The organism is Melioribacteraceae bacterium (assembly GCA_035362835.1).
Lineage (GTDB): Bacteria > Bacteroidota > Ignavibacteria > Ignavibacteriales > Melioribacteraceae > DSXH01.
Genome location: DAOSDY010000002.1, coordinates 37,357 through 53,294 on the forward strand (window position 1 = coordinate 37,357; position 15,938 = coordinate 53,294).

Sequence of the window (15,938 nt, forward strand, 5' to 3'; positions counted from 1 at the left end):
ATGAATATTCCAGCAAATTTGAAGTACACCAAAGATCATGAGTGGATCAAGGTTGAAGGAAATACCGGATTCATCGGTATTACGGATTTTGCACAGGGTGAACTGGGCGATATAGTTTATATCGATATTAATCCCGACCTCTCTGAAATTAAATCCGGAGAATCCTTCGGCACTATTGAAGCCGTTAAAACAGTTAGCGATATGTATGCGCCTGTGGACGGAAAAGTTTTGGAAGTGAATAAAAGCCTTAATGAAAATCCCCAGCTTCTTAATTCGGATCCTTACGGCGAAGGATGGATCATCAAAATTGAATTATCTAATCCCGGTCAGTTGAATGATCTCCTTACACCCGAAGCTTATCAGACTCAGCTCGGGCAGTAATACTAAAATTGTAAACATTGAGCAAAACCCTTTTAAGGGTTTTGCTCTTTTAAACCGATCCTTTTAGAATGAAACATCCGCAGAAAATTTTAATTCTCGATTTCGGCTCACAGTATACTCAGCTTATTGCGCGCAGAATCCGTGAAAGCAAAGTCTATTCTGAAATCCACCCTCATAATTATCCGGTTTCAAAAATAATAGATGAAAAACCCGCCGGCATAATCCTCTCTGGCGGTCCGATGAGCGTTTATGATCCCGGTTCACCCCGTATTCCGGATCAGCTCTTTGAACTCGGTATTCCGGTTCTCGGACTCTGCTACGGATTACAATTGATAGCTCAAACAAATAACGGGAAAGTTGAACCGGCCGCTAATAGGGAGTATGGAAAAGCCCATATCGAACTACTTGGCAGCGACCCGCTTCTTGATTCCGTAGAAAATAATTCAATCGTCTGGATGAGTCACGGGGATTACATTACAAAACTTCCCGATGGTTTCAGGGTCTCGGCTAAAACCGAAAATTCTCCTATCTGCGCTATTTCCAACCCGGATAAAAAAATATTTGGATTGCAGTTTCATCCCGAGGTTGCTCATACGGCCGATGGGGCAATAATTATTAATAATTTCCTCTTTAATATTTGTAATTGCAAAGCCGACTGGACCTCAGAAAATTTTATTCATTCGGCAATTGATGAGATAAAAAATAAAGTTGGAAATAAAAAGGCAATCTGTGCCCTCAGCGGAGGAGTCGATTCCTCTGTTGCTGCTATACTTGTTCATAAAGCCCTCGCAGGTAATCTGATATGTATTCATGTTGACACAGGAATGATGCGAAAAAATGAAAGCTCCAATATCATTCAAATGTTCAAGGATCATTATCACCTCAATTTGATTCACATAGATTCTTCAGATCTTTTTTTATCACGCCTTAAAGGTATTTCCGATCCGGAAAAGAAAAGAAAAATAATAGGCAATACATTTATTGAAGTATTTGAAAAAGAAGCTGCGGAATTTAAAGATGCTGAGTATTTAATCCAGGGCACTCTATACCCGGATGTTATTGAATCAGTCTCCGTGAAGGGAGCTTCGGCTACTATTAAGACTCACCACAACGTTGGCGGTCTGCCGGAAAAGATGAACCTTAAATTGATTGAACCGTTCCGCGAGCTTTTTAAAGATGAGGTGAGGGAAATTGGTAAAGAACTTGGGCTTCCCGGCCGTTTTTTACAGAGGCATCCTTTCCCGGGTCCCGGACTTGCTGTTAGGGTACTTGGAGAGATTACTCCGGAAAGACTTAATATTCTCCGTGAGGCAGACGATATCTTTATTAATGAACTCCTTGCTTTTGGTGTCTATGATAAGATCTGGCAGGCCTTCGCTGTTCTTCTTCCGGTTCAATCCGTCGGTGTTATGGGCGATGCCCGTACCTATGAAAATGTATTAGCATTAAGAGCTGTTACTTCTAGCGACGGTATGACAGCAGATTGGTACCGTTTCGATCATTCTTTATTAGAAAATATATCAAATAAAATTACCCGTTCAGTTAGGGGAATTAACAGAGTTGTATACGATATAAGTTCTAAACCGCCCTCCACTATCGAATGGGAATAAAATATTTGATGGGAGGTAATTATCCTGAAGGTAAAAGAACTTCCTTTAGACGACAGGCCGCGTGAAAAGCTTGCCCTGCGTGGTCCGCAGAGTTTATCCGATGCTGAACTTATTGCCATCCTTTTAAGAACCGGAATTAAAGGGAGGAATGTTCTTCAATTAGCACAGGACCTTATAAAAAAATATGGTAACCTGAGTCTGCTGGCAACTCAGAATGTCTCTTCGCTTAAAACAAATCCAGGTATTAAAAAGGATAAAGCCGTTACTCTTGTTGCCGCTTTTGAACTGAGCAGAAGAGCCGATTCGGAAAAAAAATGGCTCTCAAATAAAAAAATCTCCTCTCCCTCCGATATCGCTGAAATATTTATTCCTTTGTTGAGAGACGAGGTTAAAGAAACTTTTATTGTAGTCTGCCTTAATTCCGCCAATAAAATAATCAGATACGAAAAAATCAGCGTTGGAAGTCTTAGTTCCAGCATCGTTCACCCAAGAGAGGTTTTTAAAGTTGCAATAGAAAATAATTCTGCTAATATAATTCTGATTCATAATCATCCGAGCGGTAATCCGGAACCGAGCAGCGAGGATATCAATTTAACAAAGAAAATGACTGATGCCGGTAAACTGATGGATATACAGGTCTTCGACCATATTATTATTGCCGGGAACAATTTTACGAGCATGGTTGAAAAAAGGGTAATTTAATTGGCAATATGAACGATTTCTTCGGTTTTTAATTCATTTACATAAAAAAATTATTATATTTTGCAGCAATAAATTGAATTCACCTAATTATAAAGGAGGTCGATTATGGTAAAAGTAAAGAGAATGCTTGGCACCGGGCTCGCGGTCGCTTTATTTATTGGTATGCTTGGTGTTACAGGTTGCAGCGGCATCTCCAAAGAACAGGTTGCCGAATTGGAAGCCCTGCGTTCCGAAGTTAAAGCTTTGGAAAAAGAAGTAAATTCTTTGAAGAGTGAAAAAGCTGCTCTTGAAAGAGAAATTGCAGAAAAAAATGCAAAACTTGATGAATGTGCAAAACAAAAAGCAGAAACCAAAAAAAATCTTGAAAAATTAGGCTTATAATCAGCCGGTTTAATCCAAAGGAGGAAATAATGAAAGTTTACAAATATCTTTATGCTTTAACTTTGGTTCTGCTTCTATCTGTTATTACTGTCGCTCAGGAGAATAGAACCGAAGATATGACAAAAGAAGAATGGCAGAATGAGATCAATCGTTTAACGGATCAGAAAGTTGCCCTTACTACCGAACTGAATACATTGAAAACCGAAATCGCTGGCCTTAAAGCTACTCGCGATAAAATGCAGACTTACGATGATTGCATGAACGAACTCTATGCTATGGTTGGCGCTACTAAAGCTGATGTGGATAATTTCAGAAATCAGCTGAATGCCCTTACTAAGAAAATTGACGGCAGAGAAGCTCCTAAAGCCGATCGTCAGGCCGAACTCGATGCCATGAAGAAAAATAAAATCTCCGCTCTGCCTGAATTCTTCGATAAAGTTCATAACCAGCTGCAGAGAAAATTAGATGCCTGGGAAGAAGCTCCTAAAGAAATTAATTACACTGTGGTTAAAGGAGACCATCTCTGGGGTATCTCTAAGAAAAAAGAACATTACGATAATCCCTTCGCATGGCCTATTATTTATAGAGCTAACAGGGACCAGATTAAGAATCCTGACCTGATCTATCCGAAACAGATCTTCAAGATTCCTAATCTGACTGAAGAGGAAAAATCCAAATACGATAAAATCAGAAGAAATTATAAACCGGCTCCACCTGCACAGACTGCTCAATAATCTGCCGGCGTTTTGCAATTATGAATTTGTTTAATTGAATAAAGCCCTTTTCATAAATCGAAAAGGGCTTTTTCTATCCGGAGGATCTTACGCAAACTGAAAAACTTGTTAGACTGGAAAATGTTAATCTGCTACTACTGCTTGGTTACAACGATTCCAATCTGAAACCTCTTACAGATCGCTTCTCTGCTAATGTTACTGTTCGGGGCGATAATGTTATAATCCAGGGTGTTAAAGAGGAAGTGGAATCTGTCGAGAAGGTTTTGAAGGAAATGGTCTACGTCCTCAACACTACCGGCAAACTTCAATCCAAGGATGTTGAAACTATTATTGACCTGACCGTTCAGGGAAAAGAGATTATTAATAATGATGAATATGAGAATATAGTATTATACTCCAAGAAAGATGCGATAAAAGCTAAAACATCAAATCAGATTGAATATATAAAAGAGGTCAGGGAGAACGATATCTGCTTTGCTATCGGTCCTGCCGGAACAGGAAAAACCTTTCTCGCTGTCGCATTCGCTGTCGCTGCATTGAAAAAAAATATAGTTAAGAAGATTGTCCTCGCACGTCCTGCTGTTGAGGCGGGGGAGAGTCTCGGATTCCTTCCCGGCGATTTCAGGGAGAAAATTGATCCCTATCTGCGCCCTCTATACGATGCTCTCGAGGAAATGCTCCCGTCCGAACAGCTCCGGAATTATATTGAAAAGGGAATTATAGAAATAGTGCCGCTTGCGTATATGCGCGGCAGAACACTTAATAATGCATATGTAATTCTGGATGAGGCTCAAAACGCCACCGGGATGCAGATGAAAATGTTCCTTACCCGACTCGGTCCCAATTCTAAAGCAATTATTACCGGCGATATTACACAGATCGATCTCCCTACTTATTCACAGAGCGGATTGGTTCAGGTAAAGGAAATTCTGAAGCACGTTGACGGTGTCGGATTTGTCTACTTCGATAAAGGCGATGTCGTAAGGCATAAACTCGTCAAAGATATTATTGATGCTTACGAGAAACATTATAATGATAACGGTGCGGTTAAGGAGAAGAAAAAATCGACCTGAAATAATCTGTTATTGAACGGACTTCCTTCCTTTACTCTCTTCCCAGAATTTATCCATCTCTTCCAATGTACTCTCGGTCATTTTCCTGCCAGATTCTTTTATCTTCTTTTCAACATATGAAAACCTGGAAATGAATTTCTCGTTTGTGAATCGAAGTGCGTTCTCGGGATTTATTCCCAGAAATCTTGCGTAATTTGTCAGTGCGAAGAAAAGATCCCCGAGCTCCTCTTCCAATTTCACTTTATCTCCGCTCCTTTCCATCTCGTGCATCTCATCCATCTCTTCAATTACTTTTTTCCATACGTCCGATTTATTATCCCAGTCGAATCCGACTTTTGATGCTTTCTCCTGAAGGCGGTAGGCTCTTGCCAGACTCGGTAAATTCTTCGGGACTCCTTCAAGAACGGATTCTCTTCCCTCAGATAACTTTATCTCCTCCCAGTTCTTTACAATTTCATCTGTCCCGTTTACTTTTACGTCACCGAATACATGCGGATGCCTTCTTATCAGTTTATCTTTAATCGAATCAATAACATCATTTATTTCGAATTTATTCATTTCTTCCGCCATTACTGAATGGAACAGTATGTGAAGAAGTAGATCTCCGAGTTCGGATTTCATCTCGTCATAATTTTTAAGATCTATTGCTTCTATCAATTCGTAAGTCTCTTCTATTGTAGCGCCTTTGATTGAATCGTGCGTCTGTTCCCTGTCCCAGGGGCAATCTTTTCTAAGTCTTTTCATTATATCCGCGAGTTCCTGAAACTTCTGGCCTGTCATCTCTTATCCTTTTTTTTGTTTGTAAAAATAGCAGAATGATGTCGCAATACAAATAGAGATCCGGCTCAAATTTGGTATATTTGCATCAAACAATTGCGGAGAATTTATGATCGAAGAAAAAATTAAAGGATTAATCGGTCACGACCTTCCGAACGCTCCAAAACCTCTTGCTGCTTATGTCCCGGCAATTCAGTCGGGTAATCTGGTTATGACAGCAGGACAGCTGCCGTTCAAGGAAGGGAAACTTATTCATGAAGGTAAAGTAGGTTATGACGTTTCTGAAGAGAAGGGGATTGAGTGTGCGAGGCAGTCGGCTATTAATTGTCTCTCGGCTGTTAAATCCGTTATCCATGATCTCGATAAAATTGAAAAAATAGTTAAACTCACTGTATTTGTCAGTTCTGCAATCGGATTTCACGCCCAGCCCAAAATAGCTAACGGTGCTTCCGAATTGATGGTCGAGATTTTCGGCGATGCTGGTAAACATGCCCGTAGTGCCGTCGGTGTGAGCGAATTACCGATGAATGCACCTGTTGAAATTGAAATGACGGTTCAGCTTAAATAGAATGCTGATTTGACTTGATACTTGTTTCAGGAAGTTCTAAAATTGCACAGGTCTATCGGGAGAAACCTTTTCTCCCGGTAGATTGTTAAACCGGAAAAATCGGATTGGACATGAAAAAACTGACTTTAATATTTCTTCTTACCGTCACTACTTCTATGGTTGCCCAGTTCAGGGAGGACCTTAATAAGCCGGTCGATGTTAAAAGCGGAATATTGAGTAATGAATCGGGAAATTTTCTGGGTATCTTCAATCCGAATAATTTTAAGATGAGTCATACTTTCGATCTCTCATTCCAGTCATTCGGTGCCGGAAATCTGGCTCTTACTACCTATACCAACAGCATGTTCTATAAATTCAACGATCAGCTGAATATTCAGGCCGATGTCAGCCTTGTAAATTCACCTCATAATTCTTTTGATAAGAACTTCGCAAAACAGATAAACGGATTTTACCTGAGCCGCGCTCAGCTCAATTATAAACCTTCGGAAAACATGAATATCATTCTCCAGTACAGAAATATTCCGGCCGGTTATTACTCACCGTACATGTACGGCTATCCTTCCTATTACCGCTCCTACTGGTATGAAGATATGTGGGATGAGAAAGAGAGATAGAATTTTATTAAATTCCCTCCCAAATATTTCCCTGTATATTAGTTCTGAGTGAATTGGAAAAGAATAATTCTAAGAAATCTGCAAAGAGACCCGTTGATTTAACGAACTCAACTAACAATCTTTTTCTTAATATTGCCATATTTGTTCTGTTTGCGGTAATTCTCTTCATGCTCTATTCGATCTATTTAAAAGTTACCAAACCGGGCGGAAATGATTCGGGTGTTACAAATAATCAGCAGGCGGCAGAGATTATTCAGGTTGAAGTGCTCAATGGCTGCGGTGTGGGAGGAATTGCCGATAGGTTCACAGATTATCTCCGGAACAACAGATTCGATGTTGTTAATATGGGAAATTACATCCGCTTCGATATGGATGAGACGATTATAATCGACCGCACTGGCAACAAAGCAAATGCACTTGCGGTTGCTGCTTCGCTAGGCGTTAAAAAAGAGAATGTTATTCAACAGCTGAATGACGATTATTTCCTGGATGTCTCGATAGTTATCGGACGCGATTATTATACTTTACAACCACTTAAATGAGGTAAATGTGACTTCATTAAACTTTGCAAAACTGATTGCCGAATTGGTTAAAAATAAAAAAGGTTACGATATTAAACTCCTTGACCTCAGAAAACTCTCATCCATCGCCGATTTTTTTGTTATCTGCTCGGCCGATTCTGAACGTCAGGTTAAAGCTATTGCCGACGAAGTGGACGACAAACTCTCCGAACAGCGTATAAAATGCTCTAACCGTGAGGGCTACGAAACTATGAACTGGATCCTGCTCGATTATTTCGACGTAATTCTTCATGTCTTCAAATCCGAAGCCAGAAACTACTATAATCTCGAAAAATTCTGGGGTGACGCACCTGTCATTGAGGTTAAGGATGAAGAGGTCCCGGTAAAATCTCCTAAAACGAAAACTAAAAAATCTGTTACGGAGCGTTAATTGAAAAAATACTTATCGGAAATATTCCTGGAAGCTTCCTCACGACTGGAATACCTTAAAGATGCTGAATTGATTTTTACTATTCCGAATCAGCAGAATTATGGCGACTATTCAATCAATATCGCTCTTATACTTTCGAAAAAATTGAAAAAAAGCCCGCGCGATGTAGCGGGTGAAATTATCAATAATCTTAATTACGACAGATCAATAATTGAGAAGATAGAAATTGCCGGTCCCGGCTTTATAAATTTTTTCTTCTCTCCAGCATATGTACCGCAAATTTTAAACAGAGTACTTTCTGAAAAAGAAAATTTCGGGAAATCTTCTAAATATTCCGGCTATAAAGCCCTTGTAGAGTTCGTCTCTGCCAATCCCACAGGACCATTAACTGTTGGTCACGGCAGGAATGCCGTTATCGGCGATACTGTTGCCAATATGCTGAGCTGGATCGGTTATGATGTTGATAGAGAATATTATTTTAATAACGCCGGACGGCAGATGCGTGTTCTCGGCGATTCTGTTAGACTCCGTTATCTTGAAGCGCTCGGTAATAAAATTGAATTTCCCGAGGATTATTACCAGGGAGAATATATTAAAGAGATTGCCCTGAATCTTCACTCGGAATCCGGCGATTCACTTGTGAATGAGGATGCTGAAGGAATTTTTAAGAAGAGAGCCGAACAGGAGATCTTTGCCGATATAAACAAAACCCTGTCGAATCTTGGAATCGGTTTCCAGAAGTATTATAACGAACATACTCTCTATGAGGAAGGAAGAATTAATTCTCTTCTCGACCTTTTCAGTAGAAAGGATTTATCTTACACTAAAGACGGTGCTACGTGGCTTAAACTCTCCGATCTCGGCAATGAGGCCGATAAGGTAATTGTAAAATCGACCGGGGAGCCTACATACCGACTTCCTGATATTGCATATCATATAACAAAATTTGAACGCGGTTACGATCTTATGGTCGACCTGTTCGGATCGGACCATACTGCAACTTATCCGGATGTTCTTGCGGGACTCAAAGCGTTGGGATATGATTCCGGAAAAGTAAAAGTACTGATCCATCAGTTTGTTACTATTATGCAGAAAGGGGAGATTGTTAAAATGTCGACCCGGAAAGCAAACTATATAACCCTTGACGAACTGACCGGTGAAGTAGGAACCGATGTTGTCCGGTATTTCTTTATCATGCGCAGCATGAGCAGTCATCTTAATTTCGATCTCGACCTGGCGAAAAAACAGTCCGATGAAAACCCTGTTTTCTACCTTCAGTACGCTCATGCAAGAATAGCTTCTATATTGAGGATGGCCGCTGAAGAGAATCTTAATTACTCGCTTGAGAACCTGAACCTTCTCACAATGCCTGAAGAACAGAATCTTCTTAAGAAACTTTATGAATTTCCTGATGAAGTTCTCTATTCATCCGAGAATTTTGAACCGCATAAAATCTCCTCCTATCTGGAAGAACTTGCCTCTCTGTTTCATAAATTTTATACGGTATGCAGAATTATCGGAAGTGAGACGAAACTGGCTGAAGCGAGACTTTCATTGATTGTGGCTGTAAAACATGTTATCAGGAACGGGCTTTCGATTCTCGGCGTTAGTGCACCGGAGAAAATGTAGTATCAATCTGCAACTGCGACGGATAAAGCGAATATCTCAGCGGCGCCGTTCTCTTTCAACACACTTCCGCATTCCGAGATAGTTGCCCCGGTAGTTATCACGTCATCTACAAGAATAATATTTTTCCCGGCTATTTTTTTATTGCCCGATACCGTAAATGCGCTGCGGATGTTGTCCTTTCTCTCTTCAAGAGTGAGTTCTGTTTGTGTTTCCGTGAATCTTTTCCGTTTGATTACAGATTCTTCAACCGGAATTTTTGTTACAGAACTGATTCCTTTCGCAATATAATAGGATTGATTATAACCTCTTTCCGCTTTCTTTAATCTGTGCAGAGGCACGGGAATCAAAAGATCACCATCCCAGCTTTTTATCTCCTCCTTTAATAACGTGCCAGACATTTTACCCAGAAATATTCCAATTCTAAAATTCTCCATGTATTTAAGTGAGTGAATAAGATGCTGAAGCGGTTTCTCTTTTTCAAAAACAAATGCTGAAATAAATCCTGAAATTATTTTACCGGATTCAAATTTCCTGTTGAATTCTAATTCAATTCTTTTACTGTCCGCTCTCTGGATAAGATTGCAGCATGGTTCGCAGATATAAATGGTATCCGGATTTAGTTTGCAGTTGCACGAAAGACAGAATCTGGGGAGGAAAAAATCAAATAAGTGATTAAATAAAAACATCCACTTCTATGTTATCCCTTTTGAATTTAGAAACTCGCCAACTTTTTTATCGCTTAACTGGAGATGATTGAAAAACCATCTTTTAAGCCCGTCGATCTGCTCCATATCCACCATGGTCTTATCATCATTTTTTATTTTATCGAAACGGCTGACCCATTGATTGTAAAACCGGTCGTGTTCAAGTTTGTGAGAAATATAGCCGGGAAAATGATACTGCTTCATATACCCTTCTTCCGTCTCAAAATGCTTCTCAATTTCTTCAATCAGTAACTTCAGGTGATCAATAAACGTGGCTCTTTTTCCGGCAGTAAAATCCGAGTGGACTTTATTGATTATAAAGGCAATTTCACTATGCTGCTTGTCAATAGATGCGATGTTTACTTTCTCTTCTTCTGTAAAATCAACGAACGGCATAATCTATCTCTTGTTTGTTATAACATTCCTGCACGTTTCCGTAAAAACCACTCAAGGGCAAATAAACAAATTATTATTACCATAATCCACTCATTCGTCCACAATGAATATTCATGGTAAACCGGTTTCTCCGATTTTGTTGCGGAGTTTATATTTCTTAACCTTTCAAAAAGTCCCTCATAACTGCTGATAGAGTAATATTCTCCGCCTGAAACATCTGCCAGATTTTTTAATAAGTTAGTATTCATCTTTGTGTTTAGTAATTCAGTTTCACCCGTGCTTACGCTGAATCTTCCTCTGTTACTTTTAACATCTACTCCGTCGTAAATTGCATTCCCATCGAATGTATAATCTCCGTCCTCGTTTAATTCTAAAGAACCCCTGTAAACTCCATTATTGATTCTGGTTAATGTAATATCCGAATCAAAACTGCCGCGTTTAACTCCCAGCTTAATTTCGGCCGAGTTAACCGGTGAAAATGTCTGGTCGTATAATTCTGCTGTAAATTCAGCACGTTCACCCCTTGAATAAACTTTCTTATCTGTCCTGATCGTGAACTGGTCCTTTGTACCCGTTATATTCAGCCATTTGATTATGTCATTGAAAAAACCCTGTAAAAAGAGGGGATTGTCATTGGCCATTCCTAATTGCCAGCGCCATATTTCGCCTGCTAAAAATGCTATTGATCTGTAACCGGCAATATTTCTGGCAACCATCAGCGGAGAATTAGTTTGAACTGTTCTTATAATAGAATTAAGAAGTATTTCACTTCCGTCCCTGGCAATAATTTCCGAAGCGGTTCTGGAAACGGGGGCAAGTGTTCGCCACAAGTTCTGCCTCGATGATAATCCCGAAAAAATCTGATTGAAATTTTCCGCTATTAATTCTGGCTGAACCGGAATTCTCTCTTCAATGATCTTTCTGATTGTAAACGGAAGATCCTTCTCGTACTGCTTCAATTTTGATATGTCCGTATCCGGAGTTACAATTATTAAAAACGGTTTTTTAATTTGAATAGATGAAAAGATTTTTTGGCTTAACTCTGCAGGTGTATTTCTTGAGGGGAAATCGACAAGTACAAGGATATCCGCCGAATCGATCACAGACAGATTTAATCTTGCCCAGAACTTAGCAGGACCAACCTGAACTATTTTATTAACCGACAAATTTTTATTAGCATTTAATATTGTGCTGATGGCGGAAAGATCGGGTGAGGGGCTTCCTGCAACCAATGCGATATTGACTTTATTTTTCAATACGTTCAGAAAAAACGTTCTTGTGTTGTTTGCGGTATTCGATTCCTCCGCCATTCCGGATGCTGTAACCCTGATTTTCTTTTCACCGGGCGTTTCAGGATTATAATCGAAACTGATTCTGTTTAATCCGTCCTGTGAAAGCTGAATCTCTTTCGATTGTATGAGCCGGTCATCCTCATACAATGAGAGCCTTGTTTTCCCGTCCGCGTATCCCTCGTTAATTAAAGCTGCTTCAATAACCGTCCCGGTTCCGGAATATATAAACTGATTATATGAAACGTCTTTCACTATAAGATCTTTTGACGATGTAGTATCGCCGATACCGATAGTAAAGAGAGGCAAAGCTGTTTTTTCAGCTTCGTAAACCGGCTCATTTCCGTCCGATACTATACCGTCGCTTGCAACAATAACCGATCCTCTTTTCACTTTAAGTGAATCGATCAGTTTAAAGATCTTATGAAAATTCGTAAGTGGTTCTTTGAAATTGATATCCGATCCTTTCTCTGCATCATACACAACGGGTTTAATGCCGAACAGATAACTCTTCAGGTTTGTACCATACTCATTCCTTATTTCATCTGCCAATATTTTTAATTGCACTGATCTGATTAGACTATCCTTAACAGAGAGGGAAGCCGAATTGTCGATAAAAAGAAAATTGACCGGTTCCTCTTTCTCATTATATTTTATGGAAATCCTCGGCTCTAGAATTAAAAGAAGTAACAGGATAATAATGAGGGACCTGATCAGGAATAGAAATGTTCTTGCAAAAAGTGAGACGGCGGGAATTGTGAATCTGTAAATGTACCAGGAATAGACGATCAGTAGAATTACGGCAATCAGAATAAATACTGGACCAGAGTTGAACGTGATATTAAAGCTGTCTATTCCTTCCATCTAATGCTACTTCATCAGGTTTTCTATTTTCCAGTCTTGCATCGAGTCGTACGTAGGGTAATCAGTAAGGTCGAAATGTATCGGTGTAATTGAGACATAATTCTTTTTTATAACAAACTGATCGGAGTCTGCTTTTTCATCGGTTTCCATCAGGCTGCCTGTAAGCCAGTAATATTTCTTGCCGTATGGATCGATCCGTTCTTCATAGACATCGTCCCATTTGGATTTTCCCTGCTTCGTAATCATTATACCTGCAATTTCCTCTTCGGGAAGATTCGGAACGTTAACATTAAGGAGTGTTCCGTTCGGAAGTCCCTTTTCTAATACAAGCTTTGCAAGTTTTGCAGCTACCTTTGCTGAATAACCGAAATCCTTGGAATCGTGACTTGTCTGTGAGATAGCGATTGCCGGGAGGTCCATAATCGCGGCTTCCCTTGCTGCCGAAACAGTGCCTGAATAAATTATATTTATTGCAGTATTAGAGCCGTTATTAATGCCCGAGAGAACTATATCCGGTTTAGTCTTAAGAATATTCCGGATCCCGATCTTAAGGCAATCAGCCGGAGTACCGTCTATTGCATATCCGAAGAAATCGCCGTTTTTATAGTATTCAGTAATTCTAAGTGGAATTTTCATTGTTATCGCATGTCCTACAGCGCTCTGCTCGGTCCGGGGAGCTATTACCGTAACATCTCCAATCTTCTTCATCTCCTTAGCTAATGCCGCTATCCCGGGGGAATCAATTCCGTCGTCGTTTGATATCAGTATTTTCAATTTTTCATCCTTAATGAATTATAATACACAGAATTAGGAAGTAAATATAATCAAATTACCCGGAACCAAATCGGGTTAAATATTGAAAGAACTTTATGATTGGAAGAGTAGTAATATTAAATATCCCTCAATCTTGTCCCGGAAAAATCTTAATTTGTCTGTGTAAAAATTGAATAGTGATGAAAACCGGTATAATGGTCCTCATATTTTCTCTGTTTGCGCTCACTGTTTCCAATGCTCAGGTGGATTCAACAGCATATGGCGATATCGATATTTTTGTTATCGATTCTTATATATCGCCGGAAGAGCCATTCAAATTTTCTCTCTCTTTTTTTACAAGCGATAGTGTTAAATCAAAAGTATCAATTCTAAAGGATGGCGAATACATTGTCTCGGAGGATTATGCGGAAAATCATAAAATTGAGATTGCTGTCAATCAATCCATTATCAAATTCAGAGTCATTAAATATTTTATTTTTGTCCGGGATAAATCAGGTAAGGAATCAAGGAGTCAGTTATATGAAGTCGAAATCCCGGGAACAATAATAGTAGCCGATCAGAATCAATCGGGACTTCTGCAGATCTGCTGTTTCGGCGGAATCATTTTCGGATTGCCTTCGCCAACACTTGTATTTAAAGACGGTGGAAAGTATTTCAGTCTGACAAAGGAAATACCCCTCTTTTCATTTTATTCCGGCGGTTACAATTATCCGTCCGGATATATCGGAATCGATTACGCTCATATCTTCAATTCCGACAGGAGAAATTTTGCCAGGGTCGGGTATAAACAAATATTCCAGGTCGGTTTCATCGAGTATCTCTCAACAGGATTGAATTTTTTTACTGATTTCAGCGGATATAACGGAGTAAGCCCCGAGTTTTCTGCAGGACTTTTTAAGATTCAGAACGTATTTACTTTTTTTGCGCGTTACCGTTATAATTTCCAGTTGAAGAGCGGCGGAACGGAGTTTCATGAATTTTCGATCGGACTCTACTCTAATTTCTTTTCGCTTAATCTCTAAAAAAAGTGACTGCGGTTGTGTCTTAGAATTGACTCAATAATAATTTTCAATTTTGACTTAAACGGAATTGATGGAGAATAAAGAAAATATAATTTCTGTAAGTGAGTTGACCGGTCAGATCAAGGTCATACTTGAAGAAGAATTCGGAGATATCTCCGTTATAGGTGAGATATCGAATTTTAAAGCTCACATATCCGGCCATTGGTATTTTACATTGAAGGACTCCAACGCTCAGATAAGCTGCACAATGTGGAAAGGGGTGAATAATTATGTATTCTTCACTCCGCAGGATGGAATCAAAGTAATTATACGGGGACGGATAACTGTTTATCCGCCAAGAGGCAATTACCAGATTGATGTCCGTTCTATGAAACCGGCCGGTGTTGGTGAATTACAGGCTGCATTCGAAAAGCTGAAACAGAAACTTGCTGACGAAGGATTATTCGATGAAAAATATAAAAAGCCGATACCGAAATTTCCCCGTAAAATCGGTGTTGTAACCGCGATAGATGGAGCTGCTTTTCAGGATATGAAAAATATCGCTTCCAGAAGGTATCCTCTTGCCGAGTTAATAATTGCATCATGTAAAGTACAGGGTGAAGGCGCGGCCGCGGAAATTGCTCAAAGCATCAGACTTCTTAATAACCGCAAAGATATCGATTTGATGATTGTCGGCAGGGGAGGAGGTTCACTTGAGGACCTCTGGGCATTTAATGAGGAAATAGTAGCCCGTGCAATTTTTAATTCCGGAATTCCAGTTATAAGCGGTGTGGGTCATGAAATCGATTTTACTATTTCTGATTTTGCTGCGGATCTTAGAGCGCCTACACCTTCGGCTGCAATGGAATTGGCAACTCCGAATAAAGATGAACTCTTTGCCTTTATAGACGAATTTTCCTATTATTTCACGCAAAAAATCACAGAAATAATCTCTGATCTGAAAGAAGATGTTCGAAGCACGATCTCCTCTTACGGTTTCAGGTATCCTCAGGATTTCATTAAAAATCAAATTCAATTTCTGGATAATTTGGTTTACCGTTTTCAAAATCTATATGATAACAGGTTCTTGAACTTGAAGAATAAACTTCTATTACTGGGAAGTAAGTTGGAAGCATATAATGTTAAAGCTACACTTAAAAGAGGATTTGCTATTGTCAGGCAGCAGGGAAATATCATCCCGCGTAAAAAGAATTTTGAAATCAATAAATCATCGGAAATTGAATTTTTCGACGGTGAGGTGAAAATTTAATATGTCTAAGAAAAAAGAAACATCTTTCGAAAATTCCCTTCAAAGATTACAGGAAATATCCGACCTCCTGGAAAAAGGTGAGGTTGGTCTTGAAGAATCGATTAAATTATATGAAGAGGGAATTAATTTGGCTAAAATTTGTTATGGTACATTAAAGGATGCCGAATTGAAGGTTACCGAAATTAAAAAACAACTTGAATCGGGATTACAGGAATAAATT

19 protein-coding genes are annotated in these 15,938 nt (G+C 39.4%); 14 read left to right on the top strand and 5 right to left on the bottom strand.

Annotation, left to right across the window (positions count from 1 at the left end; translation table 11 throughout):
* The 6 genes from gcvH to PLZ15_07270 all read left to right on the top strand — a co-directional run bounded on the left by gcvH (position 1) and on the right by PLZ15_07270 (position 4,881).
* Entirely contained in the window at positions 1–381 is a 381-nt protein-coding gene (gcvH, locus tag PLZ15_07245; protein ID HOI29544.1) for a glycine cleavage system protein GcvH, read from the top strand.
* A 68-nt stretch (positions 382–449) separates the two neighbouring features.
* The gene (gene guaA / locus PLZ15_07250; protein ID HOI29545.1) at positions 450–1,991 is read left to right on the top strand and encodes a glutamine-hydrolyzing GMP synthase; all 1,542 of its coding nucleotides are present in this window, start codon (positions 450–452) and stop codon (positions 1,989–1,991) included.
* Positions 1,992–2,015: 24 nt separating this feature from the next.
* Positions 2,016–2,693 (top strand): DNA repair protein RadC, encoded by a 678-nt coding sequence (radC, locus tag PLZ15_07255; GenBank protein ID HOI29546.1) that lies wholly within the window; start codon positions 2,016–2,018, stop codon positions 2,691–2,693.
* A 105-nt stretch (positions 2,694–2,798) separates the two neighbouring features.
* Positions 2,799–3,074 carry a hypothetical protein gene (locus tag PLZ15_07260; GenBank protein HOI29547.1) on the top strand — a complete coding sequence of 92 codons (276 nt, stop codon included), beginning with the start codon at positions 2,799–2,801 and terminating at the stop codon, positions 3,072–3,074.
* A 29-nt stretch (positions 3,075–3,103) separates the two neighbouring features.
* Positions 3,104–3,808, top strand: a complete 705-nt coding sequence (locus tag PLZ15_07265) for a LysM peptidoglycan-binding domain-containing protein (GenBank protein HOI29548.1) — start codon at positions 3,104–3,106, stop codon at positions 3,806–3,808.
* Between the two features lie 242 nt (positions 3,809–4,050).
* The gene (locus tag PLZ15_07270) at positions 4,051–4,881 is read left to right on the top strand and encodes a PhoH family protein (GenBank protein HOI29549.1); all 831 of its coding nucleotides are present in this window, start codon (positions 4,051–4,053) and stop codon (positions 4,879–4,881) included.
* Positions 4,882–4,890: 9 nt separating this feature from the next.
* Here the strand turns inward: PLZ15_07270 and mazG are convergent, their stop codons facing one another.
* A complete protein-coding gene (mazG, locus tag PLZ15_07275) occupies positions 4,891–5,661 on the bottom strand; it encodes a nucleoside triphosphate pyrophosphohydrolase (protein HOI29550.1) in 771 nt (256 codons plus the stop codon).
* Positions 5,662–5,767: 106 nt separating this feature from the next.
* Between mazG and PLZ15_07280 the strand changes: the two genes are divergently transcribed.
* From PLZ15_07280 to argS, 5 genes are all read left to right on the top strand, one after another.
* The gene (locus PLZ15_07280) at positions 5,768–6,226 is read left to right on the top strand and encodes a RidA family protein (GenBank protein HOI29551.1); all 459 of its coding nucleotides are present in this window, start codon (positions 5,768–5,770) and stop codon (positions 6,224–6,226) included.
* A 110-nt stretch (positions 6,227–6,336) separates the two neighbouring features.
* Positions 6,337–6,840 (top strand): hypothetical protein, encoded by a 504-nt coding sequence (locus tag PLZ15_07285; protein ID HOI29552.1) that lies wholly within the window; start codon positions 6,337–6,339, stop codon positions 6,838–6,840.
* A gap of 53 nt (positions 6,841–6,893) precedes the next feature.
* Positions 6,894–7,382: a LytR C-terminal domain-containing protein gene (locus tag PLZ15_07290; GenBank protein HOI29553.1), complete on the top strand. Its 489-nt coding sequence runs from the start codon at positions 6,894–6,896 to the stop codon at positions 7,380–7,382.
* 7 nt (positions 7,383–7,389) lie between these two features.
* On the top strand, positions 7,390–7,791 hold the full coding sequence (rsfS, locus tag PLZ15_07295) for a ribosome silencing factor (GenBank protein ID HOI29554.1): 402 nt from the start codon (positions 7,390–7,392) through the stop codon (positions 7,789–7,791).
* Positions 7,792–9,420: an arginine--tRNA ligase gene (gene argS, locus PLZ15_07300; GenBank protein ID HOI29555.1), complete on the top strand. Its 1,629-nt coding sequence runs from the start codon at positions 7,792–7,794 to the stop codon at positions 9,418–9,420.
* Positions 9,421–9,422: 2 nt separating this feature from the next.
* Here argS and PLZ15_07305 read toward each other — a convergent pair whose 3' ends face one another.
* Genes PLZ15_07305 through surE form a run of 4 tightly spaced genes read right to left on the bottom strand, consistent with a single transcriptional unit; the run spans position 9,423 to position 13,447 of the window.
* Positions 9,423–10,106 (bottom strand): ComF family protein, encoded by a 684-nt coding sequence (locus tag PLZ15_07305; protein ID HOI29556.1) that lies wholly within the window; start codon positions 10,104–10,106, stop codon positions 9,423–9,425.
* Positions 10,107–10,112: 6 nt separating this feature from the next.
* Entirely contained in the window at positions 10,113–10,520 is a 408-nt protein-coding gene (locus PLZ15_07310; protein HOI29557.1) for a bacteriohemerythrin, read from the bottom strand.
* A gap of 17 nt (positions 10,521–10,537) precedes the next feature.
* Positions 10,538–12,673: a hypothetical protein gene (locus PLZ15_07315; GenBank protein HOI29558.1), complete on the bottom strand. Its 2,136-nt coding sequence runs from the start codon at positions 12,671–12,673 to the stop codon at positions 10,538–10,540.
* Positions 12,674–12,679: 6 nt separating this feature from the next.
* Positions 12,680–13,447: a 5'/3'-nucleotidase SurE gene (gene surE, locus PLZ15_07320; protein ID HOI29559.1), complete on the bottom strand. Its 768-nt coding sequence runs from the start codon at positions 13,445–13,447 to the stop codon at positions 12,680–12,682.
* A gap of 179 nt (positions 13,448–13,626) precedes the next feature.
* Here surE and PLZ15_07325 point away from each other — a divergent pair, with 179 nt between their 5' ends.
* The 3 genes from PLZ15_07325 to PLZ15_07335 all read left to right on the top strand — a co-directional run bounded on the left by PLZ15_07325 (position 13,627) and on the right by PLZ15_07335 (position 15,935).
* Positions 13,627–14,469 (top strand): hypothetical protein, encoded by an 843-nt coding sequence (locus PLZ15_07325; GenBank protein HOI29560.1) that lies wholly within the window; start codon positions 13,627–13,629, stop codon positions 14,467–14,469.
* A 70-nt stretch (positions 14,470–14,539) separates the two neighbouring features.
* Complete coding sequence (gene xseA, locus PLZ15_07330) at positions 14,540–15,718, top strand: exodeoxyribonuclease VII large subunit (GenBank protein ID HOI29561.1); 1,179 nt, start codon at positions 14,540–14,542, stop codon at positions 15,716–15,718.
* A 1-nt stretch (position 15,719) separates the two neighbouring features.
* The gene (locus tag PLZ15_07335; GenBank protein ID HOI29562.1) at positions 15,720–15,935 is read left to right on the top strand and encodes an exodeoxyribonuclease VII small subunit; all 216 of its coding nucleotides are present in this window, start codon (positions 15,720–15,722) and stop codon (positions 15,933–15,935) included.
* Positions 15,936–15,938 lie beyond the last annotated feature (3 nt).

What these genes read in the sequence shown, in the direction of transcription:
- gcvH (HOI29544.1), top strand. Translation starts at nt 1, where the DNA reads ATGAATATTCCAGCAAATTTGAAGTACACCAAAGATCATGAGTGGATC.
- guaA (HOI29545.1), top strand. Translation starts at nt 450, where the DNA reads ATGAAACATCCGCAGAAAATTTTAATTCTCGATTTCGGCTCACAGTAT.
- PLZ15_07260 (HOI29547.1), top strand. Translation starts at nt 2,799, where the DNA reads ATGGTAAAAGTAAAGAGAATGCTTGGCACCGGGCTCGCGGTCGCTTTA.
- PLZ15_07265 (HOI29548.1), top strand. Translation starts at nt 3,104, where the DNA reads ATGAAAGTTTACAAATATCTTTATGCTTTAACTTTGGTTCTGCTTCTA.
- mazG (HOI29550.1), bottom strand. Translation starts at nt 5,661, where the DNA reads ATGACAGGCCAGAAGTTTCAGGAACTCGCGGATATAATGAAAAGACTT.
- PLZ15_07280 (HOI29551.1), top strand. Translation starts at nt 5,768, where the DNA reads ATGATCGAAGAAAAAATTAAAGGATTAATCGGTCACGACCTTCCGAAC.
- PLZ15_07285 (HOI29552.1), top strand. Translation starts at nt 6,337, where the DNA reads ATGAAAAAACTGACTTTAATATTTCTTCTTACCGTCACTACTTCTATG.
- PLZ15_07305 (HOI29556.1), bottom strand. Translation starts at nt 10,106, where the DNA reads ATGTTTTTATTTAATCACTTATTTGATTTTTTCCTCCCCAGATTCTGT.
- PLZ15_07310 (HOI29557.1), bottom strand. Translation starts at nt 10,520, where the DNA reads ATGCCGTTCGTTGATTTTACAGAAGAAGAGAAAGTAAACATCGCATCT.
- PLZ15_07315 (HOI29558.1), bottom strand. Translation starts at nt 12,673, where the DNA reads ATGGAAGGAATAGACAGCTTTAATATCACGTTCAACTCTGGTCCAGTA.
- PLZ15_07325 (HOI29560.1), top strand. Translation starts at nt 13,627, where the DNA reads ATGAAAACCGGTATAATGGTCCTCATATTTTCTCTGTTTGCGCTCACT.
- xseA (HOI29561.1), top strand. Translation starts at nt 14,540, where the DNA reads ATGGAGAATAAAGAAAATATAATTTCTGTAAGTGAGTTGACCGGTCAG.
- PLZ15_07335 (HOI29562.1), top strand. Translation starts at nt 15,720, where the DNA reads ATGTCTAAGAAAAAAGAAACATCTTTCGAAAATTCCCTTCAAAGATTA.